At 62.3% G+C, this 21,870-nt stretch carries 19 protein-coding genes; 9 read left to right on the top strand and 10 right to left on the bottom strand.

The features are described 5' to 3' along the window. Positions 1-103 precede the first annotated feature (103 nt). The 3 genes from BN1233_RS39655 to BN1233_RS39645 are packed head-to-tail and all read left to right on the top strand — an operon-like array spanning position 104 to position 3,538. Complete coding sequence (locus BN1233_RS39655) at positions 104-1,000, top strand: branched-chain amino acid ABC transporter permease (protein ID WP_048710647.1); 897 nt, start codon at positions 104-106, stop codon at positions 998-1,000. Positions 1,001-1,013: 13 nt separating this feature from the next. Further along, positions 1,014-2,834: a branched-chain amino acid ABC transporter ATP-binding protein/permease gene (locus BN1233_RS39650; protein ID WP_046869181.1), complete on the top strand. Its 1,821-nt coding sequence runs from the start codon at positions 1,014-1,016 to the stop codon at positions 2,832-2,834. Further along, positions 2,831-3,538 (top strand): ABC transporter ATP-binding protein, encoded by a 708-nt coding sequence (locus tag BN1233_RS39645; RefSeq protein ID WP_046869180.1) that lies wholly within the window; start codon positions 2,831-2,833, stop codon positions 3,536-3,538. Before BN1233_RS39650 ends, BN1233_RS39645 begins: the two co-directional genes overlap by 4 nt. 593 nt (positions 3,539-4,131) lie before the next feature. Here the strand turns inward: BN1233_RS39645 and BN1233_RS39640 are convergent. From BN1233_RS39640 to BN1233_RS39620, 5 genes are read right to left on the bottom strand one after another with little or no spacing between them, the layout of a single operon-like run. Continuing rightward, complete coding sequence (locus BN1233_RS39640; RefSeq protein WP_046869179.1) at positions 4,132-4,917, bottom strand: SDR family NAD(P)-dependent oxidoreductase; 786 nt, start codon at positions 4,915-4,917, stop codon at positions 4,132-4,134. After that, positions 4,904-6,085, bottom strand: a complete 1,182-nt coding sequence (locus tag BN1233_RS39635; RefSeq protein ID WP_046869178.1) for an enolase C-terminal domain-like protein — start codon at positions 6,083-6,085, stop codon at positions 4,904-4,906. The genes BN1233_RS39640 and BN1233_RS39635 overlap by 14 nt, the downstream gene beginning before the upstream one ends. Positions 6,086-6,116: 31 nt before the next feature. After that, positions 6,117-7,391: a TRAP transporter large permease gene (locus BN1233_RS39630; RefSeq protein WP_048710641.1), complete on the bottom strand. Its 1,275-nt coding sequence runs from the start codon at positions 7,389-7,391 to the stop codon at positions 6,117-6,119. Continuing rightward, a complete protein-coding gene (locus tag BN1233_RS39625) occupies positions 7,388-7,861 on the bottom strand; it encodes a TRAP transporter small permease (protein ID WP_046869177.1) in 474 nt (157 codons plus the stop codon). The genes BN1233_RS39630 and BN1233_RS39625 overlap by 4 nt, the downstream gene beginning before the upstream one ends. An 18-nt stretch (positions 7,862-7,879) precedes the next feature. Next, positions 7,880-8,890, bottom strand: coding sequence for a TRAP transporter substrate-binding protein (locus BN1233_RS39620; RefSeq protein ID WP_046869176.1), 1,011 nt, complete (start codon positions 8,888-8,890; stop codon positions 7,880-7,882). A 122-nt stretch (positions 8,891-9,012) separates the two neighbouring features. On the opposite strand from BN1233_RS39620, the gene BN1233_RS39615 reads away from it, so the two are divergent. Next, positions 9,013-9,771, top strand: coding sequence for an IclR family transcriptional regulator (locus tag BN1233_RS39615; RefSeq protein ID WP_046869175.1), 759 nt, complete (start codon positions 9,013-9,015; stop codon positions 9,769-9,771). Positions 9,772-9,843: 72 nt separating this feature from the next. Continuing rightward, positions 9,844-10,932: a TRAP transporter substrate-binding protein gene (locus BN1233_RS39610; RefSeq protein ID WP_046869200.1), complete on the top strand. Its 1,089-nt coding sequence runs from the start codon at positions 9,844-9,846 to the stop codon at positions 10,930-10,932. A gap of 810 nt (positions 10,933-11,742) precedes the next feature. Here BN1233_RS39610 and BN1233_RS39605 read toward each other — a convergent pair. From BN1233_RS39605 to BN1233_RS39585, 5 genes are read right to left on the bottom strand one after another with little or no spacing between them, the layout of a single operon-like run. Further along, on the bottom strand, positions 11,743-12,741 hold the full coding sequence (locus BN1233_RS39605; RefSeq protein ID WP_046869174.1) for a Bug family tripartite tricarboxylate transporter substrate binding protein: 999 nt from the start codon (positions 12,739-12,741) through the stop codon (positions 11,743-11,745). Between the two features lie 16 nt (positions 12,742-12,757). Further along, positions 12,758-14,026 carry a RidA family protein gene (locus tag BN1233_RS43920; RefSeq protein WP_048710638.1) on the bottom strand — a complete coding sequence of 423 codons (1,269 nt, stop codon included), beginning with the start codon at positions 14,024-14,026 and terminating at the stop codon, positions 12,758-12,760. A gap of 1 nt (position 14,027) precedes the next feature. Continuing rightward, a complete protein-coding gene (locus tag BN1233_RS39595) occupies positions 14,028-15,059 on the bottom strand; it encodes a CobW family GTP-binding protein (protein ID WP_048710635.1) in 1,032 nt (343 codons plus the stop codon). 6 nt (positions 15,060-15,065) lie between these two features. After that, a complete protein-coding gene (locus tag BN1233_RS39590; protein WP_046869172.1) occupies positions 15,066-16,295 on the bottom strand; it encodes an LVIVD repeat-containing protein in 1,230 nt (409 codons plus the stop codon). Between the two features lie 31 nt (positions 16,296-16,326). After that, entirely contained in the window at positions 16,327-17,211 is an 885-nt protein-coding gene (locus BN1233_RS39585; RefSeq protein ID WP_048710631.1) for a Bug family tripartite tricarboxylate transporter substrate binding protein, read from the bottom strand. A gap of 241 nt (positions 17,212-17,452) precedes the next feature. Between BN1233_RS39585 and BN1233_RS43915 the strand changes: the two genes are divergently transcribed. Genes BN1233_RS43915 through BN1233_RS39565 form a run of 4 tightly spaced genes read left to right on the top strand, consistent with a single transcriptional unit; the run spans position 17,453 to position 21,746 of the window. After that, positions 17,453-18,157, top strand: a complete 705-nt coding sequence (locus tag BN1233_RS43915; protein ID WP_048710629.1) for a GntR family transcriptional regulator — start codon at positions 17,453-17,455, stop codon at positions 18,155-18,157. Between the two features lie 36 nt (positions 18,158-18,193). Further along, positions 18,194-19,207 (top strand): succinylglutamate desuccinylase/aspartoacylase family protein, encoded by a 1,014-nt coding sequence (locus BN1233_RS39575; RefSeq protein ID WP_046869170.1) that lies wholly within the window; start codon positions 18,194-18,196, stop codon positions 19,205-19,207. After that, complete coding sequence (locus BN1233_RS39570) at positions 19,198-20,562, top strand: Ldh family oxidoreductase (RefSeq protein WP_046869169.1); 1,365 nt, start codon at positions 19,198-19,200, stop codon at positions 20,560-20,562. Before BN1233_RS39575 ends, BN1233_RS39570 begins: the two co-directional genes overlap by 10 nt. A gap of 17 nt (positions 20,563-20,579) precedes the next feature. Beyond that, on the top strand, positions 20,580-21,746 hold the full coding sequence (locus BN1233_RS39565; RefSeq protein WP_046869168.1) for a UxaA family hydrolase: 1,167 nt from the start codon (positions 20,580-20,582) through the stop codon (positions 21,744-21,746). Positions 21,747-21,870 lie beyond the last annotated feature (124 nt).

Here is a 21,870-nt window from a genome sequence, read left to right as displayed (position 1 = left end):
AGAATGCTCAACCTCAGGGCGGGGCGTAATCGAAGCAGATCCTCCAGCTTCGAGAACTATCACTTTAGGCTCAAGGCTCGGGATCCCGAGGCGAGTTAAGTCCGTGTCCACAACCAATTTTCTGCAGTTGCTCGTCAGCGGGATCGCTATGGGAGCGATCTACACCCTCACAGCGAAGGGACTGTTCATCGCCCATCTCGCGACCCATCGCCTCAATTTCGGCCAGGGCGACTTCCTGATGGTTGGAGCCTTCGTCTCAATGGGGCTCCTTCTCGCGGGAGTGCCGGCGATACTCGCGGTGATCGCAGTGGTGATCACGCTCGGAGCACTGGGCTGGCTGCTCGAGCGGGTCGCCATCCGGCCGCTCGACCGGCTGGGCGACCGCACTGCCCCATACGCCTGGGTGCTTACTACGGCTGGGGTTGCGCTCATTTTGCAGAACGTCGTCGAACTGATCTGGGGCAAGTCCGCCCAGTACTCGCCGCCCGTGTTTTCCGAGACCCGCAACAATGTCATCAACCTGTTCGGCGTCGGTATTTTCGTCGAGGAGGCAGCAGTGATCCTTGTGGCCATCTGCGTGGTCGCTGCCCTTTACTGGTTCCTGTTCGCTTCGCGGTGGGGCAGGGCGATTTACGCCGTCGCGTTCAATCCCGAGGCCGCCTCACTGCTGGGCATCGACGTGCGCGGCGTCGTCGTCCTCGTCTTCGTGGTGGCCTCCGTGCTCGCCGGCATTTCCGGTGTGCTGATTGGCCCGCTTGTGTCCCTGCATCCGCACATTGGCCTGGTCTTCACCATCAAGGCGCTGGCCGTGGCCTCGATCGGCGGCTTCGCCAATCCGGTGGGGATTCTGGCTGGCGGGCTTCTGTTCGGGATCGCGGAGGCGTTTTCGAACTACTGGGACAGCGCCTTTGGCGATCTCTATCCGCTCCTGCTGGTGCTGGCGCTCCTGGCCTGGAAGCCGAGTGGCTTGTTTGGCGAGCGGCAGGCTGACGTGCGCTAAGGGGAGGGCGATCATGAACAGGCAGATCGGCTATCTCCTTGCCGTTGCGGTCGCGGCGGCGTTCCCGTTTATCGCGCCGAATGCGTTCTTCGTGCATCTCGGTCAGCTGTTCGCCTATACGGCCATCGCGGTCATTGGTCTTAACCTGCTCCTCGGGCTATCCGGACAGATGTCGCTGGGGCATGGTGGCTTCTATGCGCTCGGCGCCTATGGCTCGGCGATCCTGGCAACCAGCCTCGGCTGGCCGCTCGGTATCTCGATGCTTGCCGGCGTCGCCGTGGCTCTGCTGGCCGGAATGCTGGTCGGGATCATCGCTCTGCGCACGCGCGGTCTCTATCTTGCCATGGCGACGCTCGCCTTTGGCTTCATCGTCGAAATCGCGGCCCAACGGTGGGTTGGCCTCACGGGCGGGACCATGGGCCTGTTCGGCGTGCCGCAGCTCGACTTCGGCGATTTCGCGAGGGGGCCCACCTATTTTTTCTGGGTGGCGGCCGGCCTGCTCCTGCTCGCGCAGATACTAAGCGACTACATTTTTGACTCCTCACTCGGTCGCCGGCTGCGCGCCATCAAGGAGAGCGAGTCCTTTGCGCGCACCATCGGGCTCAATGTTCCGGTCTGGCGCACCGTGATCTTCGCGGTCAGCGCTGGACTCGCAGGCCTCGCCGGCGTGCTCTTCGCGCACCAGAGTGGCTTTATCAGCAGCGACGCGTTCAGCATTCGCCTGACGATCGGGCTCCTGATTGCCACCGTGATCGGCGGCCTCGGCCGGTCCTATGGCCCGTTGTTCGGTGCTGCGATCCTGATCGGGATTGCGGAGACGATTGCCTCGCTGCATCAGATCGGCTTGATGCTCTACGGGCTGATCCTGCTCGCCGTTCTGCTCGTTTTCCCGGAGGGCGCCATCGGTCTCGTCGAGCGTCTCTTCGGAAGAATGCGTATGGGGAAACAGACGATGGTTCCCGCACGCGCAGAGCAGGGAAGGGCGGGTGTGACGGCGCAGGCGCTCGATACTGCCCCAGATCGTCGGACGGCGCCTGATCTCGCACCGGCCGTCGAGACGGCGAGGACAGGCGGGCGCCTCGAGATCGAGAACATCACCAAGAGCTATGCAGGCGTCGTTGCGCTTCGCGACGTCAGCCTCGTCGTTGAGCCCGGCAGCGTGCATGCGCTGATCGGTCCGAACGGGGCCGGAAAATCGACCTTCATCAATGTGGTTGCCGGACTGTACCGCGCCAACTCGGGAACGATTCGGCTCGATGGCGCGGACATCACTTCTCTTCCAGCACATCGCCGGGCTCGCCTGGGGCTGGCCCGCACCTTCCAGAACCTTCAGCTCATCCAGGGTGTTTCGGTTCTCGATAACGTCATGCTCGGCCTCGCACCGACCCGCTCGCTCGCGGCGGACCTCGGGGCTTGGCTGATTGGGGGCACCCACGAGGCGCCGGAGCAGGCGGAGGCTCTTGCCATTCTGGAGTTCCTCGGAATTTCGCATGTCGCGAACCTCCATCCCAAGGATCTCGCCTACGGTCACCGCAAGCTTGTGGAATTGGCCCGCGCGATCGCGCAGCGCCCGCGTATCATGCTGCTCGACGAGCCCGTTGCGGGGCTGAATACGCAGGAGGCGCGGGAGATCGCGCGCGTGGTTGGGCTGTTGCGCGATCGCGGCACCAGCATCCTGCTGGTCGAGCACAATATGGAATTCGTCATGGGCATCAGCGATCAAGTCACGGTGCTCGACTTTGGAAACCGAATCGCCGTCGGCACGCCAGCGGAGGTGCAGCGTAATCCGGAGGTCATTCGCGCCTACCTCGGCGTCCACGAGGAGGCAGCATGATCGCGGCTGAAGGTATTCATGCGGGGATAGGCTCAGTGGGCATTTTGCATGATGTCTCCCTGTCAGTCCCGTCCGGAAAGCTTGTCACGGTGATCGGCGCCAATGGTGCCGGCAAGACAACGCTCCTGCGCGTGATCTCGAACGTGCTTTCGCCGACCAGGGGACGCATCCTCTTTGATGGCGTGCCAAACGAAAGCATTCCGGCGCACCTGCTCGCGCGACGAGGACTCATCCACGTTCCCCAGGGGCGTCAGATCATCCCGACGCTGAGCGTCCGGGACAACCTTCTGATTGGCGCCGCCCGCGTGCCGGACCTGTCGAAGGACGATATGGAAGCGGGCCTTGAGCGAGAATTCGCGCGATTTCCTGTTCTGCGCGAGCGTCAATATATTCTGGGCGGCAATCTCTCAGGTGGCGAGCAGCAGATGCTCGCCGTCAGCCGCGCCCTGATGATGCGGCCTAAGGTACTGATGCTCGACGAGCCCTCGCTCGGTCTTGCCCCCCAAGTCGTGGCTTCAATCTTCAAGGCGCTTCGCCGGCTGGCCGATGAGGGACTCGCCGTGCTGCTCGTCGAGCAACTCGCTTTGCTGGCTCTTAACGTGGCGGATCAAGCATACGTACTTCAGCGCGGCCGCGTCGCGCTTAGTGGACCGGCAGCTGAGATACGTCGGGATCCTGCTGTGGTGGAGAGCTATCTCGGGTGAGCAAAAGGGCAAGGCGGCATTAGAGCATGATCCGGAAAGTAGAAACCGGTTTCCCGAAAAGATCATGCCCAAACAAGGCCTTGCAAGCGGGAGTGGTTCAAGCTGAAGTCATCACGCTTTAGGGAAACTGTAATCCTAGACTTGGGGCACCAGTCAAAGGCCCGTGCTGGTGGCGGGCCTATCGAATGAGACTGACGCTCGGGCAAATCGCGTTCCCACTGTGGCTCACACAATAGCGCACTCTGTGCAAACGGCGAGAAGACCATCACCGTCCACCGGATGCTCCGATGTGACGTTCGGTCCCGCGGAGTGGCCCGATGTCAAAGCCGAGGCGGCGGTGTTCGTTTCGGCACAGCGCCGGGGCGCCAGAACTCTCCGGGCCTCGAGGAGGCTCGTCGGGAAGGGCGGGTCCAAGCCTCCGATGTAAAGCCTATTCCCACTTTGTCGGAGGCGATTTCGGAATCCTGAGAGCTATCCCGCCACGAGCGGATCGGCGAACCCTTTGGCGGGGCCGTCAGGAAGGTGCAACCCCTTTCACCAACCTTGCCAGGAGAAGGGTGGCGGTTCAGCGCCCTGCCGTAGGGATTGCACCGTCACCCTTGCCCGAACACAGCTGCCGTCGCGGCAAGCGAGAGACCACCGTCGAGGATGAAGTCCTGGCCTGTGACCCAGGAGGCCTCTTCGGAACACAAGTAGGCGACGGCCGAGCCAACTTCCTCCGGCGTTCCGAGCCGTCGGAGCGGATGTTGGCCTGTCCGCCGGGCCAGGGTAGCGTCCGGATCCGCTTCTCGCCCGATCACATCACGGGTTAAATCCGTGAGCACAAGGCTTGGTGAGACGGCATTGACGCGGATACGACGCTCGGCAAGGTCGAGAGCCATCTGTCGAACCATGCCGATCTGCCCGGCCTTCGAGGAGCAATAGGCCAGCCGGGCCGGGTGTGGGACGGATCCTGCCACCGAGGCGATCGCAATGATCGCCCCGCCGCGCTCCGGGTAGTGCCTCAAGGCCCGCTTGGCGAAGAGGTGAAGTGGCAGCAGGTTGGTGGAGAGCACGCGAAGCATCTCATTGCGGCTGGTGGTCTCGACCGATCCGATCGACGTCGTGCCGGCGCTGACGACCAACGCATCGAGGCCGCCGAGGGCGGTAACCCCCGCTTGGACGATGCGATCGACGTCGGCTTCGTGGGTGGCATCGCCGGCCTGGATCCCGGACACCGCAGGACCGATTGCCCGGCGCGCATCCTCGAGAACCGCGTGGCGCCGACCCGTCAGAAAAACCCGCCATCCATCGCGCGCAAGCGCTTGTGCGGAAGCCAGACCGAGTCCCGTGCCCCCGCCGACGACAAGAGCACGCCTGCGAGGATCAGCGGTACTCATGGACCGCGGTCGCGTTCTTACGGATGAATTCCCAGTCATAGGCGACGCCGAGCCCCGGCCCGTTGGGTACCGGCACGCAGCCATCCTGGCCGACAGCACTGGCCTCGTCGGAGTAGCCGCAGGTATAGACCGGCGGGACGAGGTTCGGCATGTTTGGGCCGACGAGAGCAAGCTCATAGAAATGCGTGTTGCGGATCGCTGCCACGCAAGCCCGGTGCGCTGGCCCGCAAGCATGAACCTGGATATCCATGCCGATCGCTTCGGCCATGTGGGCAATCTTCATCGTGCCCGTGATGCCGAGGTCGTATTCCGGATCCGTATGGATCATGTCGCATCCACCCGCGAGCGCAAACGAGGCCTTCTGCTCCGGTCCGCGGATGTGCTCGCTTACGAGCAGCGGTGTCTTCAGCTTGGCACGCAGCATCTTCTGACCTTCCACCGAGACGCTTGAATCCCGGTAAGGGTCCTCGTACCAGAAGCAGTCGGCTTCGTCGCAGGCGCGTCCGACGTAAAGGGCGTCGGCCCAGGTGCGCAACTCGCAACCGGGGTCGACCATGATCTCCATGTCATCTCCGACGGCCTCGCGAACCTTCAGGACGACAGCGGCTTCGCGGCGCTTGTCTCCGTCGTGCCAGCCGTGGATCTTGAAGCCCGCGAAACCCTGCTCGCGACATGCGCGGGCGTAGTCCCCGAAGGCCTCAACGCTGTCCAGGCCCCCTGGCGCATCCTGGCCATGGTGGGTGCTAGCGTATGTGCGAAGACGCTCCTTGTAGGCGCCAAGCATGGTCGCGACCGACATGCCATACTTCCGGCCCACGAGATCCCACAAGGCAATATCGAGCGGACCGTGACCCATGTGGTCATAGGCGCGCAGTTCGCGCTTGAGGTCATCATAGATGAGCTCGCGATGCTCCGGATTTCGACCGAGCAGATGTGGCGCAAGCATGATGGTCTGCCCGAGAGCGGCGTGGGTCCCTACCCAATGCGTGACATAGTGGCCCTCGAGGCCGTCATCCGTCGCGATCCGGACGGCATAGCGCATGACCTGCAACCGCCCGCCTTTGTCATACTGCAGGTTGCTGACCCCCATGGCCCGGTGCGCCCCGAGGCTCAGATTCGGGACCTCGAAGGTGAACGGGATGACATCGACGGCTGTGATTATACTCATGTGCAAGGCTCCGGAGCGCTGAATTCTGTTCTCATGCGCCGAACAGGCGCGGGATCGCCAGGGTGATCGCAGGAACAAAGGCGACCACGACAAGGACTGCAATCAAGGCCAGAAAGACTGGAATCAAAGGTTTCGTCGTGCGTGTGTAATCGATATTTGCGATCTTGCAGGTGATCAGCACGAGCACCGCAACAGGCGGGCTAAGGGACCCCAGGAGCACCGCGTAGGTCACCACCGTCGCAAAATGGTAGGGCTCGAAGCCGTAGCTGTTGGCGATGGGCTGAAGGACCGGCACCAGCATGACCAGCGCGGGGATCGGTTCGATAAAGATTCCGATCGCGAGCAGAGCGATCAAGACCAGCGCCATCACGATCGCCGGCTTATCGGTCATGCTCTGCAGGGCACCGGCGATCATGACGGGCACGCCGGCCCGCGCCAGTATCCAGCCGAACAGCGCCGCGCCGCCAAGAATGACCATAATGCTCGAGGATGCGATCGCCGCTTGAGTGATGTTGGCAACAAACTGTTTTACGCCGGCACGCCCCGTCAGGGCAGCGTAGGCAATCCCGTAGGCGACCGCGATCGCGCCAGCCTCAGTCGCCGTGAACATCCCCGAGATGATCCCGCCAACGATGATGCCGGGCATCACGAGCGCGGGTACTGCACTCGTGAAGGCGCGCTTCATCTCGACTAGCGTAGATCGCGGATAGACGCGGACATTCATCCGATTGGCCATCCGGTTGACGGTGATCATCAGGATGATGGTGATGACGATGCCCGGTCCGATGCCGGCCAGAAACAAGGTGCCAATCGAAAGGCCTGTGATCGAGCCGTAGATCACCATCAGGATGCTTGGCGGGATAATTGGACCGAGAATAGCGGCCGCGGCTGTGATGATGGCCGCATCCTCACGCCTGTAGCCGTCCCTCTCCATTGCGGGAATGAGCATGCCGCCGACGGCGGCGGCGGAGGCCGCAGCCGAGCCCGAAATGGCCGCGAACAGCAGGCTCGTGAAGATCGACACCTGCCCGAGCCCGCCGCGGACATGACCGACGAGGGACTGTGAAAGCTGGATCAAACGCTCCGTAATGCCGCCTACATTCATGACGGAACCCGCCAGAATGAAAAGCGGGATAGCCAGCAGAGGGAACGAGTCGAGAGAAGAGTAGAACTTCTGGGCAACTACGATGAGTGGCACGCCACCGTCGAGTGCGATCGCCCCCGTCGCGGCGAGCCCCATCGAGAATGCGATCGGCATCCCAAGGGCAAGAAAGACACACAGGAGCAAGGTCAGGCTGACAATCACGCTTCGAATGCCTCGTGCGCAGGTCCGCGCGGCCGAGCGACCAGAACGAGAACAGAGAGGGCCGCTGATAGAGGAATGGGAACGAAGAACCAGAAGCGTGAAAGGCTAAGAGCGGGCGAGCTGACCGGCATCCCTCTCGCGGCGAACTGGTAGCCCGTCACGGCGAGCACTGCGCAGAACACGATCGAACATATGGTTGCGAGCACCAGTTTGGCGTTCTGCAGCCGCTCATTGGCAAGGGGAATGACATCAACGAGAATTTCCTCCCGGTCCCATAACTGGACCGGCAGCCCGAGCAGCATCGACCAGACCAGGAGGAGCACGATCAACTCCTCCGTCCAGAAGATCGTAAACCCGAGCGCATAACGATTGAGCACCTGGATGAGGGTCAGTGCGACCATCACCACAAAGGCCGCGAACATGGCGACCCGTGCCACGCTGACGAGCGCGCTGACGACCCGCCCCAGCATGTGATTGCTCCCGCGTAGCTATGCGTTCCGGATGCGCTCGATCAAGTCTTTCGCCTTGGCAATTGCGGCGAATTCGTCTTGCAGACCCGCCAAGGCTTGAGCGAAGGCAGGGAGATCGACTTCGTTGATTTGGAGGGTGCCCGCTGCGGTGAGCCGCTCGATCCACATCTTCTCTCGATCGAAATGGGCGGCACGCTGCGCTTCAGCGGCTTCCCGTGCAGCCCGCATTACTGCGTCCTGCTGTGACTTCGGGAGCTGGTTGAAGAACACTGCGTTGATCGCGAAGCTGCCATCGAGAAGGATGTGCCTCGTGAGGGATAGAAACTTCGTGACTTCGAAGATCTTGAACGTGTAGCCGACCTCTGCTGAACCCTCCATGGCGTCCACGACGCCGGTCTGCAGAGCAGAATACATTTCTGGTGCGGGGATCGGTGTCGGCTGAGCCCCGAGTGCCGCGAAGGTACGCACGAATACCGGCGCTTCCGGCAGTCGGATCTTCACGCTCCGGAAATCTACAGGTTTCGCGATGGGCTTGGTGCGAAGAAAAGTGTTCCGATACCCGGCCGTCATCCAGTTCACGATCTTGATGCCGGACTTCTGCTCGAGGTCGCGAGCAAGCGATTGGCCGACGTCACCGTCCATCACACGCTGCCAGTGACCGAAATCGCGATAAAGGTAGGGCAGGGCGATGATGCCGATTTGCGGCATATAGTTGGAATAGAGTCCTGATTCCCCATAGCCCATCTCGAGAGTGCCGAGTTGGACGGACTCAATGATCTCGCGTTGGCCACCCATCTGCGCTGCCGGCAGAATTTGCACGGTCAGAGCCCCGCCTGAATATTCAGAGACCTTCTTGGCGAAAGTCTCTGCCGCGACATGCTGCTCGGACTGAACCGTCACGTGGTGGGCGAGGCGAATCGTTTGGCCGCTTTGTGCGCGCGCCACATCCCAGGTTGCGGCTGCCGACATCGCCCCGACTGCGAGCTTGCCGAGCACGCGCCTGCTGATTCCGTGACGCAGGTTGCCCATGACTATCCTCCCGGCGTGTCCTCAAATGCCCTCTGCAGGGGCTACTGCCGGACGCTAGCATGCTTGACTTCGCAGTCAATATCCGTTCCACATGGAATAATAATGTTGCTGCATCTGGAACGATGACCACCTTGAGCAATGCCCTCCGGGTGCTTTCACTCATGTCGCCGGGGTCACCGCGACTGCGGGTCAGCGAGGTGGCCCGATCGCTCGACCTGCCGAAAAGCAGCGTATCAAGACTGTTCAAAGAACTCACTGAGGGCGGATTTCTCGAGCGCGAGGAGGACCGCGGCTTTCGGGTCGGGCCGGAACTGTTTCGCCTCGGCGTCCTCTATCGCATGCGATTGCCTGCCGAAGTACGCGTGGATGAAGAGCTTCAGAAGCTCGTTCATCGGCATGGTGCGACAGCCTATGTCGGGGTACTCAGCGGCTCGGACCTGGTGGTTCTTCGCCGCCACGAGGGCTCCAGCCCGGTGCGCTTCATCCAGGAGCCCGGGTCCACGATTCCTGCCTACGCGACAGCGGTCGGGAAGGCCCTCCTCGCGCGCCTGTCCAACAAGGATCTCACCGCCCTGCCGCGCCGGCTGACCTGCGAGGGACGGGAAGTCGACATGATGCGCGAGGAACTCCTGCGTGAGCTGGAGACGGTGCGTCGGCAGGGCTATGCGGAATTCGATGATCGGCTCCTCGGAGTCGGTGCGCTGGGCGTCGCCATTCAAGTCGCTCCTGGCCGTGATCTCGGATTCGCACTCTGCTTCACCCGGGATAGTCTCGTCGATGCCGAGCGACATGCCATTGCATGCGAACTCCGAGACGTCGCCCGCTCAATTGGTGTGCTATGTGATGATCCGTTCTGGACTATCAGCAGCATCAGGTCGTAGGTGAGGAAACAGTCCACGACCGTGTCGTGGAAAAGGGCTACCGACACCTTGAGGTGCATGGGAGGAAACAAAGTGAAGCGCCGTCAGTTCTTGACCGCTGCCGGATTGATCGGCGGAAGTGCAGTTGCACGTCCGGCGATTGCACAGAGCACTCCGAGCGTCAGATGGCGCCTGCAATCGAGCTATCCGCGATCGCTCGATACGCTCCACGGCGCCTGTGAATTCCTGTCGAAAGCGGTGGCCGAGGCGACCGACAGCAAGTTCGTCATCCAGGTATTCGCGGCTGGCGAGATCGTGCCGCCGCTGGCCATCGTCGACGGAGTGCAAAGCGGCGCGGTCGAGATGGGCTACACCGGGTCCTACTTCTATATGGGCAAGGATCCGGCTTTTGCCTTCGGGACGGGCATCCCCTTCGGGCCCAACAGCCGGCAGGTCAACGGCTGGTTCTACCAGGGCGGCGGCCTTGATCTGCTGAACGAATTCTATGCCACGTACAATCTGCTCAATCTTCCGGGCGGCAACACCGGAACGCAGATGGGCGGCTGGTTTCGGAGGGAAATCAAGTCGGCCGCTGACATCAACGGCCTGAAGATGCGGATTGGCGGGCTCGCAGGAACGATCCTGCAAACCATGGGTCTCGTGCCGCAGCAACTCGCAGCCGGTGACACCTACACGGCCCTCGAGCGGGGCACGCTCGATGCGGTCGAATGGGTAGGGCCCTACGATGACGAGAAGCTTGGGTTCGTGAAGATTGCTCCCTACTATTATTATCCCTCGTTCTGGGAGGGAAATTCTGCCCTCAGCTTCTTTGTCAATCTCGACAAATGGAGCGAGCTGCCCCCGTCCTACCAATCGCTCCTCAGGACCGCTGCCATGGCGGCCGCCACCGACATGCAGGCCAAGTATGACGTCCAGAACCCGGCAGCGCTCAGGCGTTTGCTCGGCGCCGGAGCCCAACTGCGCACCTTTCCGCAGGATCTGCTGCAAGAAGCCAATCGTGCCTCGATCAAGGTCTATCGAGACCTTTCCGAGAAGAACCCGCACTTCAAGAAGCTCTACGAGCATCAGCTCGCATTCCGGAACCAGAGCTATCAGTGGTGGAAGATCGCCGACTATTCGTTCGATTCCCTCATGATTCAAGCCATCCGGCAGCAGTGGTAGGATCCCGGCACTGCGGCGGCCGGCCCTAGGCGGCCGCCGGCTCCGATTCACACCCGCATGCGAGAGATGAGGGAAACGCTGCTTCGCGAGCTCTACGCCGCTCGGCGTGCACCGATGCGTGAGCGCTTACACCAACGTCAGGATCATCGGCGCGACTGTTATGCGTCTGCACGACCGTCAATGAGAAGGCAGGCGCTCGCTGGTACTGCGCAGAGGCCAAGGCGGAAAGCGCGGGATGGCGGCAGGCGCGGTGTGCGTCGTGGCGTGCGGACTCGCTCCTCAGCCCGCGTGCTATCGCTGCTTCCGTATTCGGTCCGAGCGTCATGCATCTCCCCAAGCATCCCCTTGCAGCCGCAGGATTCATCAATGTCGACGGACTGTTGCCCCGCACGGCGAAGATCCTTCGGCGCTTGGGAATCCACGTGTCCGACGTCAGGCGATACACGGCGCGCAATCTCAGGATGCAGAACTACTTCGGCGAGAAGACGCTCGCCGAGCTCACTCGGGCGTCATCCCCGCGGGACACGAGCGCCCGATCAGTTATTGGGCCTTCCCGCTCGCCTGGGCGGCTGCCGAGGCGGCGAGACAAGAGGTCCGGTCACGACCGGCGGTCGACAACATCCCGTAGGATCCAGTGGAAGATGCCTCGGAAGATGTCCTTTCGGATTTTCGAATCGAGGACCTCGTTACCACGCACGAACAGGCGATTGCGCGAATCGGCGACCCGCGAATGGAGATCGCCGCGCGCTGCGCTAAAGCCCCAAGAGGTCTGGCGCGCCGTTACGGTGGACGGGTCCGACCACGTCCCAATCAGTCAATCCGGATTCCGGCTTGGCCCGCGACATTGCGCCAGAGGGCGAGTTCACGCTTGATCGCCGCCGCGAATACATCCGGCGGGCTGAGCGTGATTTCTGCGCCCTGTTTAACCATCGCCTCACGGACATCGGGCGCCGCCATGGCCTCGGTGAGGGCTCCGTTCAAGCGTTCAATTACGGCAGGAGGTGTGCCGGCGGGAGCAAGAAGTCCCGTCCAAAGGCCAATTTCATAATCTGCAAGCCCAGACTCCTTTAGCGTGGGCACGGAGGGCAGCGACGGCGAGCGCCTGGCCGTCGATACTGCGACCAGCCTCAGCTTCTCGCCTTCCGCATAGGGAAGGACCGTCGAGAGTGGCGGCATGGCGACCTGCAGGTGTCCAGCCAAAAGGTCGGTCACGACAGGCGCCGATCCCCGGTAAGGGACGTGCGTCATCTGGGTAGAGGTCATCGCGTTCAGCATCGCCATGCCGAGATGCGTCGCCGACCCGGGCCCGGCCGACCCGTAGTTCAGTTTACCAGGTTCCCGCTTCGCGTAGTCGAGCAGGTCGCTCAGTGACTTGATCGGGAGTTCTGGATTCGCGGTCAGCACAAGCGGCACCGTGGCGAGCAGGGCAACCGGCGCGAAATCCGTCTCCGGGTTGTAGGAAACGCTGGCGCTAATGGCCGGATACTGCGCGAGTTCGGAGCTCGACCCGAGGAGGAGCGTATAGCCATCCGGCTCAGAATGGGCGACCTGCCCGGCTCCAAATGTGCCCCCTGCCCCTGGCCGGTTCTCGACGATGATGGACTGGCCCAGCTTATCCGTCAGTTCCTGCGCGACAATTCGGGCGATCACATCGGAGCCGCCGCCTGCAGCGAAGGGGACGACGATTTTGATCGTCCGCGACGGGTAGGCATCCGCCTGGGCGGAGCCAGTGACAGCAACCCCAACGCCGCCCAGACACAGAATGGAGGCAAGCCCCAGAGTGATGCTTTGCCTGCGAGATAACTTCATATCTGATCCCTCGTAATCAAGGCGCGTAAACCCACACATCGACCTGAACAGAGCACCCCGGCACCATGAGTGGGCCTGGCACGCGGATAGCGCTGGCCGGCAGGGGCAATCCCGGATACCGCCGCTCCCAGACGCGCATTGCCGGCAGGAACTCGCAGAGATCGATATGGGCGAGCGTCATCCGGACGACATTGCGGACGCTCGTTCCAGCGGCGGCGCAAATCTCCTCAATCAGATCAAGCAGGTAATCCATCTGAGCCTCTACCGACGACGCGAGATACCGATCGCGGTTGTCGATGCGGGCCACATCAACGAGGCCACCTGCATCGGCTGCGACGAGGCCCGAAAGATGAAGCAGGCCGCCTGCCCGGACAGCGGCCGGATAGCCCGAACACGTTGCCATTCGGGCGCGGTCCGTCTCGATGCGCTCTACCTCGGCGGGATTGCTGGCGGCGACGAGATTGATCTCAAGGCTCGCCTCAGCGATGGCGAAGCCCGGCTGGCTCGTCGGGGTCACCGTGGTCGCCGGCATCCGTCCCCCGAAGACCTCGTTCCAGATACCGTTGAAGGCTGGAAGATCCGTGATGTCGGACAGGTAAACGTTGGCCTTGACGACGTCGGACAGGGATAGGCCTGCCCCGGCGAGGGCCGGGACGAGCTTCTCGCGGATCAGGTATCTCGTCTCGAGTTCGATCCTGTTCCCCTTCCAGAGGTGCCCGGTGGGAACCTTCGCGTCAGGCGCAATTCCGCCGAGGTCGCCCCGCCCGTGTGCTGCCATAAAGCCCGCGACAAACACGAGCGGCCCCGCTTTGACGACAGGAGCGAAGGAGGATGTCGCCGGGATATCGAGACCCTCGGGCCGGATCGGCTGGAAGTGGGTCTCCAAATCGGAGAAGGCTATGAAGTCTGCCGTGAGAAGCGCACCCGGGACGAGCATCTCGGGTACCAAAACCGAAGTGCTAGGGGCAACATAGGCCCTGCACATAGCCAAGCGCGTGCTGTGGAAGAATGGAACAGCACGCCAATCGGCGAAGACCTGGTCGGCACGCACGATCCGCGATACGTCGCTTTGCGCACGACCCAGCAGATCCACCGTCTGCTCCCAGACCGACTCGGCCTGTTCCAGCGGGATCGGGCGGCCCGTGAGTGGGCGGCTCTGGTCTCCCAGGTCGCGCGGTATGATCCCGTTCAAGAAGATCCAGTCACCCGCGCGCACGCCGGTGGCAAAGATCAGGCCGCATTTCTCCTCGGTAGCAAAAGCAACAGCATTGGAACGTGTCGTCATGTCAGATCACTTCCGCTGGTGAGCCGCGGCACGGCGCGCAAGCATGCATCACCTCGATCAGGCGATCGATGTCGCCTCCAGCGATGTTGCGGGTAATGAAGACGAGCTGCGTTTCCCGTTCGCCCGGCCATCGGTCGAGTTCAGTAATCCGGTCCACAAGATGCTGAACACGATGATAGACGATGGGTCTTTCCCGATCGTGCAGGTGAAGGAGGCCCTTCACTCTCAGAAGGTCCGGCGCCCGCAGGGCAGCCAGCGCCTGCATCGCGGTGGAAAAGGCGTCCCAATCCCACGGCTCCCGGCGGACGATGATGTGCTTGGTGATGTCGGACCGGTGCGGGCGTTGGCGCAGGGTAAGCGGAATCGGCATCACCAGCGCGGGCCTCGCGAGGATCTGACTGATACCCACCTGCCCGCGGGAGCAATGGTCGACAGGAACACCCGGGCACATTTCGGCCAGCTCCATCCGAAGTGCGTCCGTGACGTCGGGGCCAGCGCGATCCACTTTGGTGACGAGAATCAGATCCGCCAATGCGAGTTGGCGACGGTGATGCTCCGATGCCAGGGTGTCCCATAGGCTCATCGTGGCGTCGACGAGTCCGACAATCCTTTGAACGAAGAAATCGCGTGCGACCTCCGGGTCCGACGCAATCGAGAGCAGAATGGCGGACGGATCGGCGACTCCGCTCGTCTCGATGAGGACCCTCTCGAAATCCGGTACACGCCCTACCCGCCGTTGCTCCAGCAGACTCCGCAGTGTACCGGCAAGATCACCCGCTGGCCGGCAGCAGAAGCAGCCGTTCGCGAGGAGAGCGATAGTATCGGCTGCCAGGAGATGCTGGTCGATGCCGAGTTCGGCAAACTCGTTGACGACGAGGGCCGACCTTGCACCCTCGGCTGTTTCCAGAACCGACTGGAGCAATGTCGTCTTCCCCGATCCCAGCGGGCCGGTGACGACAGTGACCGGGATTGCCCCGGGGGCAGGCTCTTTTGCTCGACGTAGCCGAGGTTGATGAGCGAGATCGAAGCCCATTTCGGCTTAGAACTCTGCCTCGAGAATGTAGACGCCGCCGCAGAAGCGATCGACTGCGTAGGTGACGCCACGCTCGTCGACGAAAACATCGTTGATCTGGATGGCGCCGGCCGGGGAGCCTGCCGGTGCCGGCGGCACGAACCAGGCAATCTCCCGCGGCCGGTAGGGATCGCTGATATCGTAGGCCCGCAGACCTGCATTGAAGAAGGCACCGACAAGGAGGTCTTCGGATCGCCAGGAGAGCGGACCCGGTAGATTTTCATGGATGTTGTGTGCCCCGAACCGGCCGCCGCGCTTCGCAAAGACATCCACTGGTGGGGCCGGGCAGGTCGCAATCGGGATCGGACGATCTTCGATGCCGTGCTCGAAGATCCAGACGAGCTTCGGCCAGTCCTCGCCGCCGTCCATCACGCTCTCGTCCGTGACGACCAGTAGCTTCCGGTCGAACAGGGGCAGGACCGTATGAGTAAATCCCTTGAAGGGCGGCGAATGGTTCCAGTGAACGATGGGCTTCGGCCGCGCCTTGTCCGAGATATCCAGGATAACGAAGCCTCCATCGATGTATCCGACATAGGCCCGATCGGGTTGCTGGGGATACACGTTTGTGTTGTGGGCCCGGAACCCAGTGCCGAAGGGCTCCCGGATCCGGGTCGGCGGATCCGCTGCGTCGCCCTCCAGGGTGCCGGGCAGCCACCAACGCCCCACCTCGCGAGGTCTCGACGGGTCCCGGACATCGATGATGCGATAGAATTGATCGTCACGCTGATCGCGCGGGACCACGTCCGGGGCACCGGCGGCGAGGTGCACGAACTCGCCATCGGCGAACCAGAGCTGGTGAACACCGCGGGAATGGGGACCCGAGCAGTCATAGAAGCTGATCGACCGCGGCTCTTCCGGACTCGAGATGTCGAAGAGTTCGAAGCCGGCAGGCGTCAGCCCTGGCCTTGCAGTCTGATACGCCACAGCCATGACCTGGCCGTGCACCTCGAGCGAGTTGGATCGCACTTGGCTGTGGGGCAGTTCTGTCTGCGTGATGAGGCGCGGTGAGCGCGGGTCCGTCACGTCGAGGGCCGAGAAATTCTTCGGCGCGCTCTCGTGTGCCAGCCAGAGGATCCGCCGGCCATCTGCCGTCAGCTGAAGCCCGATGCCCTCTCCGAGCCCGCCGTACCCATAGAGTTGGTGATGGGCGAGCAGTCTGTAGTTCCAAGCTGATGCGCCATCCGAAATGCCCGACATCCGTACTCCCCAATCTCGTCTGCTCGATGAGCTAGTTAATCTCGATGTTCAGCTCGCGGATCATCGCACCCCAACGATCGATCTCGGACTTCATGAAAGTGCGCAAGTAGTCAGGCGACCGTCGCTCCAGCGGCGGTGCGACCGCACCCTGTCGCTCGAGTTGCTCGCGGACCGAGGGTGTATCGAGTGCCGCCGCGAGCGCCTGGTTGAGCTTCACCACAACTTCCTGTGGTGTGCCGCGCGGGACAAACAGCGCATGCCAAGCTGATGCCTCGATGCCCGGGAGGCCCGCCTCGGTTGCCGTTGGAACCTCGGGCACGACCCCCGAGCGTCTTATGTCCAGGACAGCAATAGGCTTTACTTGCCCGTTTTGGATCTGCGGAAGAGGCGACGGCAAGAGAGCACATTGATAATCGATCCGGCCGGCCACGAGATCCTGCATGGCCTGCGGAGCGCCGCGATAGGGAACGTGCGTCACATTGAGGCCGGCTTTCGCGTTAAGGAGCGCGCAGGCAAGCTGCGAGGCCGATCCCAACCCAGCCGAACCGTAGTTGATCTTAGAATCGTTCTGGCGAACGTAAGCGATGAACTCTTCTAGTGTCGCGGCTGGAAAGTCGGCGCGGGCGATGAGGATCGGCGCGAGATCAGCCACAAGCCCGACAGGTTCAAAATCCACATCGGCCCGGTAGGCGGGAGTGCGATAGAGAGTCTGATTGTGGGCATGCGTGCCTACGTTGCCGATGACGATCTGGTAGCCATCCGAAGGCGCTTTGGCGACGCGGGCAGTGCCCGCCATGCCGCCCGATCCACCGACATTCTCGACGACGACGCTGACGCCAAGCACCTCTGCGAGGCGTGCCGCGATGATCCGCCCGAGAACGTCGGTCCCGCTGCCGGGCGCATACGGCACAACCATGGTGATGTTTCGTTCAGGCCAGCCACTTGCGTGGACTGGAGCCGCAGCCATGAGGCTGGCAAAAGCCGCTAACGTGGCAGAGACAGAGCGCATCGGCGTGTTCCTCCATTAAGTCGCGCTGTGGCGTGCAGCGCCGCCCCCCGCTTGCAAGGCCTAGCCCACTCCTTGGAACTCCGCCCGGCAGGTTGACATGATGTTATAACAAGCTTAGCAACGTCTGGAAATATGGCAAGGCTTCTGGATGGGTGCCCCGCTCTATCAACAGGTTCGCGATCAGCTCAGCGCGGCGCTGCGAGCCACAGCCGGAAATCCAGGGTTCGAGCTATCGGACGCCAACCTCGCCAAGCGGTTCGGGGTCAGCAGAATCACTGTTCGTCGGGCCGTGGATGACTTGGTCGAGGCCGGGCTTCTCTACCGGGTCCAGGGGCGCGGGACCTTCGCGTGCAAGCCCAAGCAAGCCGAACAGCTGACGTTGACGAGTTTTCTCGATTCCTGGTCGAGCCAGGGTGGAAAGCCGAGGGTCGACATCGCGGAGTTTTCGAGGAGCACGGCCGACGAGGACGTCGCGTCCCGGCTCGGCATCCCGCCTGCAAGCGAGGTGAGCTCCATCAAGCGTCTGCGCTTTCTCGACGACACACTGGTAGCGGTCGACCGGCGATACCTCCGGGCGGACTATGGTCGTGACCTGAAGGTACAAGACCTCAAGGCCTCATCGCTCGTCGACTATCTCCGGAACCGTGAAGGGGTGGACCTGGACTACGGCGAAATGGAGATCGAGGCCCGGCTTGCCACGGACGCGGACTGTGCTGACCTGCTGATTGGGTTCGGCCAGCCGGTGCTGGTCCGGCAAGTGACGCTGAGCAGCCAAGACGGCGTCCCAATCCTGACGGGCGTGTCGGTCTACCGTGCAGACCGTATCAAGTACCGAGTAACGGTGCGGAGTTAGCCTCGCCACTGGCGCGCTTGAAGGGAGGAAATGCAAATGTCGGATCAACACGAGCCTGTCCTGGCTCGGAGGCAGGCGCCCGGACGCAGCTTCAAGCGTCTTCCGGTGACGCGGCTTGCCTCCGGCGCTGACCTGTCACTCGGGCTTCACGTTCTAACCGGCCGCAAGGAAGGGCCCACGCTGGGGATCCTTACCACCGTACATGGCGATGAGACCATGCCGGTTCTCGCGGTCCGCAAACTGTTTGAATCGGTTAACCCGGACAAGCTCGCGGGACGCTTGGCAGCGATCCCAGTCGCCAACCCTCTCGCGGTCACTGCGTTTTCCCGCCAGACACCCGAGCAGCACGGCAAGACCGACCTCCATGAGGTCTTCCCCGGATCGCCGAAGGGAAATGTCACCCAGCGTCTCGCCCATACGATCACGAAGCACTTGCTCGATCACGTCGACGCCCTCGTCGACATCCATAGTGGTGGGCTAGGCGGCCGGCTGCAGAGCCGCGCCGATCTCGATGCTTCCGCCAGCCCCGACATTTTCGAGCGGGCGCTGAAACTTTGCCGCGCGTTCGGAGCAGACTTCATCCATTCCAATGACCTAGCGGGCACGGCCGCGAGATATTGCAACGGGCGGGGTGTGCCGACGGTAAACCCTGAAATCGGAGGCGTCTACCTGGGCGTCGAAGCGGAATCAGCCTACGTCGAGGCCTGTGTGGAAGGGCTTCGTTCCATCATGATCGAGCTTGGAATGCTCGATGAGGCGCCCAGGCCACTTAAGCGGCAACTCCTCTACACCGTGAAAAGCCGTTTTGAGTCCAATCCGTCACTGGGAGGCTATCTAAAATCATTCTATGGCCTGCCCAGTGACCTCGGGCGCCGCGTCTCCAAGGGAGAGAAGCTTGCCGAGGTGATCGATCTACACAGCTTCGAGGTGATTGAGGAGCTGACAGCGGCGGTTGATGGCTATCTTTTCTTCTCTCGCTATTCCGGCGTCGTCGATGCCGGCACGAAGGCCTTCGCGATTGCGGAGGAGAGTACATCGCAATGGCTGTAAGCGATCGGCGCGCCATCAAACTCGCCGCGCGCGACAACGTGGCGGCCGTTCTCGACGCTGTGAGGGTGAGTGATTCCGTCCTGGTCCGCGCAAGTGACAGCAGCGGAACGGTTGAGACCGTGCCAGCGATCCAAGACATTCCACTTGGGCACAAGATCGCGCTGCGTCCGGTCGCAGCGGGCGAGGCCATCATTCGCTACGGTTACACGATTGGCGTCGCGACCCAGGACATTGGGACAGGGGAGCACGTCCATGTTCACAATTTGCGGAGCCAGCTCTCGCCGGTGGTAGAGGCGGACGCCTCTGAGTCTGTCCTACAACCAGCAGGCTGGGTCTCGGATACGATCGAGGCAATTCTCGAGAAGATTGGTGTCACACCGCCCGCCCGTCAGAGCATGGCACGAGCACTGACAGAGGCTCATCTTCGTGGTGTCGAGACGCACGGGCTGCGACGGTTGCGGCCCTATGTCGAGCGGATCCGCAGTGGCGGTGTCTCCGGAAGCGCCGAGCCGCAAGTCCGCGCGGATCGGGCGGTCATAAGGATTGACGGCCGCAACGGCATTGGCCACTACGTCGCTTCCGTTGCAGCCGACACCGTTGCGAAAGCCGCCTCGCACTACGGCATCGCAATTGCGTCGATCAACAACAGCAACCACCTTGGGTTCGCCGGCTACTACGCTTCGCTCATCGCACAGCGTGATCAAATCGGCATCGTGCTCTCGAACGGACAGGTCTGTGTTGCTCCAACCGGTGCCCGCCGCGCATTCCTGAGTAATAATCCGATTGCGATTGCTGCACCGATGCGCGCGACCGGGCAAATGCTTGAGCTCGACCTCGCGATGAGCGCAACCTCCCGGGCCAACGTTGTTGCGGCAGCCAAGCGAGGCGGACTCCTTCCGGAGGGCTGGGCGCAGGACCCGCAGGGATATCCGACGCAGGATGCGAAGCGGGCCCTTGAGGGCAGTCTTCTGGCATTCGGCGGCGACAGGGGGTTTGCGTTCCTTTTTGCACTTGAAGTGCTCGTTGGGCTCCTCGGGGGCGGCGTTTTCGCTGACGGAGTCTCGTCGAAAGAAGCCTCCCCGAATACCCCAGAGGGCACGTCCCATACGATGATTGCTGTCGACCTTGCCTTCTTTGGGGGATCTGACAATTTCAAGAATCGAATGGACGAGTACGCCGCTCGCTTAAAGGCGCTCCCACTTCGCGAGGCCGGCTTGTCCCTCCGTTATCCCGGAGAGCGGCGTTGGTCACTCCGGCGGGAACGGATGGCTCGGGGCATTCCACTATCGGCGAGCGACCTAAGGGATATTGTTCAACTCGCAACTGAATTTGGTGTCGAGCGCGATATCGGTTGATGGAGCAGAAGTCAGCAATGGGCGATCTCGCGGCGACATGGACGGGTTTCGAACGAGAGGACGGTCGTAAGGGCGTTCGGAATTTCGTGGCCGTTATGGCAGCGGCCGACAACGTCAACCCGCTGGCTCGCCAGCTGGCAGCAGCTGTTCCCGGAGTCGTATGCCTTCCGGCAAGCTACGGACGTGGTCAGCTTGGTGCCGATTTCGAGCTGGCCCTGCGAGCGATGGCCGGGCTCGCCGCGCATCCCAACGTTGCCTCATGTCTCGTTGTGAGCTTCGAGCCTGAGAGTGGCCAGAGGATCGCAAGCCGCGTGGCTTCGCTCGGACGATCCGTGAATTGTCTCTCGTTTCTTGATGAGGGTGGTCACGAGGCATCCCTCAAGAAGGGGACCGCTCTTCTGCAGAAAATGCTCGCCGACGCCGCCCAGGCTCAGCGAGTGCCGCTGAATGCTCACGAGATCCTCATCGGACTCGAATGCGGCGGCTCTGACACGACATCCGGGCTCTTTGGCAACCCTGCACTCGGACTCTTCACGGACCAGCATATCGACGCGGGCGGAACCGCTATCTTTTCGGAGCCCGTCGAGTGTTTGGGAGGCGAGGAGTTGCTTGAGCGCCGGGCCGTCACACCAGACGTTGCGGCACGCTTAATCGCGACCGTTAAGGCCTACGATGTTTTAGCACGATCTCAGGGCGTCGATCTTGCAGGGGTTAATCCGACCCCCGACAACATGGCAGGCGGGCTTACCACAATCGAGGAGAAGTCGCTCGGCGCCCTCGCGAAGACCGGCTCACGCCCCATTCAGGGTGTTCTCGCGTACGGCGAGCGGCCGGTCAGCCCGGGGCTTTGGATGATGGATGCGCCGGCCGCGGCCGTCGAAAACATCACGGCTCTTGCGGCTGGGGGAGCCCAAATTATCTGTTTCGTGACCGGATCCTGCAATCCCTCAGGTCACCCCCTCGCTCCGACGATCAAGATCTCGGCCAATCCAGTGACAGCCGCGCAGATGCCCACACATCTCGACGTGGATCTTGGAGCCATGCTCACGGGCAGCATGAACCTGCGCGAAGGTGCCACGCATATTCGAGAGGCCGTCAAGCGTGTCGCGGAAGGTGCGCTCACAGCTGCGGAGCGTCTGGATTATCTGGAGACGAACATCAGCCGTATCGGGCCATCGGTTTAGCTGCGAACATATTTCGCGACCTGCCCAACGAGTTCCTCACCCTCGTAGCCTGCGCTCAGAAGGGTGGACAGCAGCAATCGTGCCTTCAGGCCTCCCAGCTCGCCGCCATTGATCAGGCCGCGAT

Origin of the sequence: Microvirga massiliensis, from assembly GCF_001006805.1 — a bacterium.
In the GTDB taxonomy this organism is placed as follows: Bacteria; Pseudomonadota; Alphaproteobacteria; order Rhizobiales; family Beijerinckiaceae; genus Microvirga; species Microvirga massiliensis.
This window is presented reverse-complemented; position numbering and strand designations above follow the sequence as displayed.

What these genes read in the sequence shown, in the direction of transcription:
- BN1233_RS39590 (WP_046869172.1), bottom strand. Translation starts at nt 16,295, where the DNA reads ATGTCGGGCATTTCGGATGGCGCATCAGCTTGGAACTACAGACTGCTC.
- BN1233_RS39575 (WP_046869170.1), top strand. Translation starts at nt 18,194, where the DNA reads ATGTCGGATCAACACGAGCCTGTCCTGGCTCGGAGGCAGGCGCCCGGA.
- BN1233_RS39625 (WP_046869177.1), bottom strand. Translation starts at nt 7,861, where the DNA reads ATGCTGGGGCGGGTCGTCAGCGCGCTCGTCAGCGTGGCACGGGTCGCC.
- BN1233_RS43920 (WP_048710638.1), bottom strand. Translation starts at nt 14,026, where the DNA reads ATGACGACACGTTCCAATGCTGTTGCTTTTGCTACCGAGGAGAAATGC.
- BN1233_RS39615 (WP_046869175.1), top strand. Translation starts at nt 9,013, where the DNA reads ATGACCACCTTGAGCAATGCCCTCCGGGTGCTTTCACTCATGTCGCCG.
- BN1233_RS39645 (WP_046869180.1), top strand. Translation starts at nt 2,831, where the DNA reads ATGATCGCGGCTGAAGGTATTCATGCGGGGATAGGCTCAGTGGGCATT.
- BN1233_RS43915 (WP_048710629.1), top strand. Translation starts at nt 17,453, where the DNA reads ATGGGTGCCCCGCTCTATCAACAGGTTCGCGATCAGCTCAGCGCGGCG.
- BN1233_RS39640 (WP_046869179.1), bottom strand. Translation starts at nt 4,917, where the DNA reads ATGAGTACCGCTGATCCTCGCAGGCGTGCTCTTGTCGTCGGCGGGGGC.
- BN1233_RS39585 (WP_048710631.1), bottom strand. Translation starts at nt 17,211, where the DNA reads ATGGTTGTGCCGTATGCGCCCGGCAGCGGGACCGACGTTCTCGGGCGG.
- BN1233_RS39635 (WP_046869178.1), bottom strand. Translation starts at nt 6,085, where the DNA reads ATGAGTATAATCACAGCCGTCGATGTCATCCCGTTCACCTTCGAGGTC.
- BN1233_RS39570 (WP_046869169.1), top strand. Translation starts at nt 19,198, where the DNA reads ATGGCTGTAAGCGATCGGCGCGCCATCAAACTCGCCGCGCGCGACAAC.
- BN1233_RS39650 (WP_046869181.1), top strand. Translation starts at nt 1,014, where the DNA reads ATGAACAGGCAGATCGGCTATCTCCTTGCCGTTGCGGTCGCGGCGGCG.
- BN1233_RS39595 (WP_048710635.1), bottom strand. Translation starts at nt 15,059, where the DNA reads ATGGGCTTCGATCTCGCTCATCAACCTCGGCTACGTCGAGCAAAAGAG.
- BN1233_RS39605 (WP_046869174.1), bottom strand. Translation starts at nt 12,741, where the DNA reads ATGAAGTTATCTCGCAGGCAAAGCATCACTCTGGGGCTTGCCTCCATT.
- BN1233_RS39620 (WP_046869176.1), bottom strand. Translation starts at nt 8,890, where the DNA reads ATGGGCAACCTGCGTCACGGAATCAGCAGGCGCGTGCTCGGCAAGCTC.
- BN1233_RS39565 (WP_046869168.1), top strand. Translation starts at nt 20,580, where the DNA reads ATGGGCGATCTCGCGGCGACATGGACGGGTTTCGAACGAGAGGACGGT.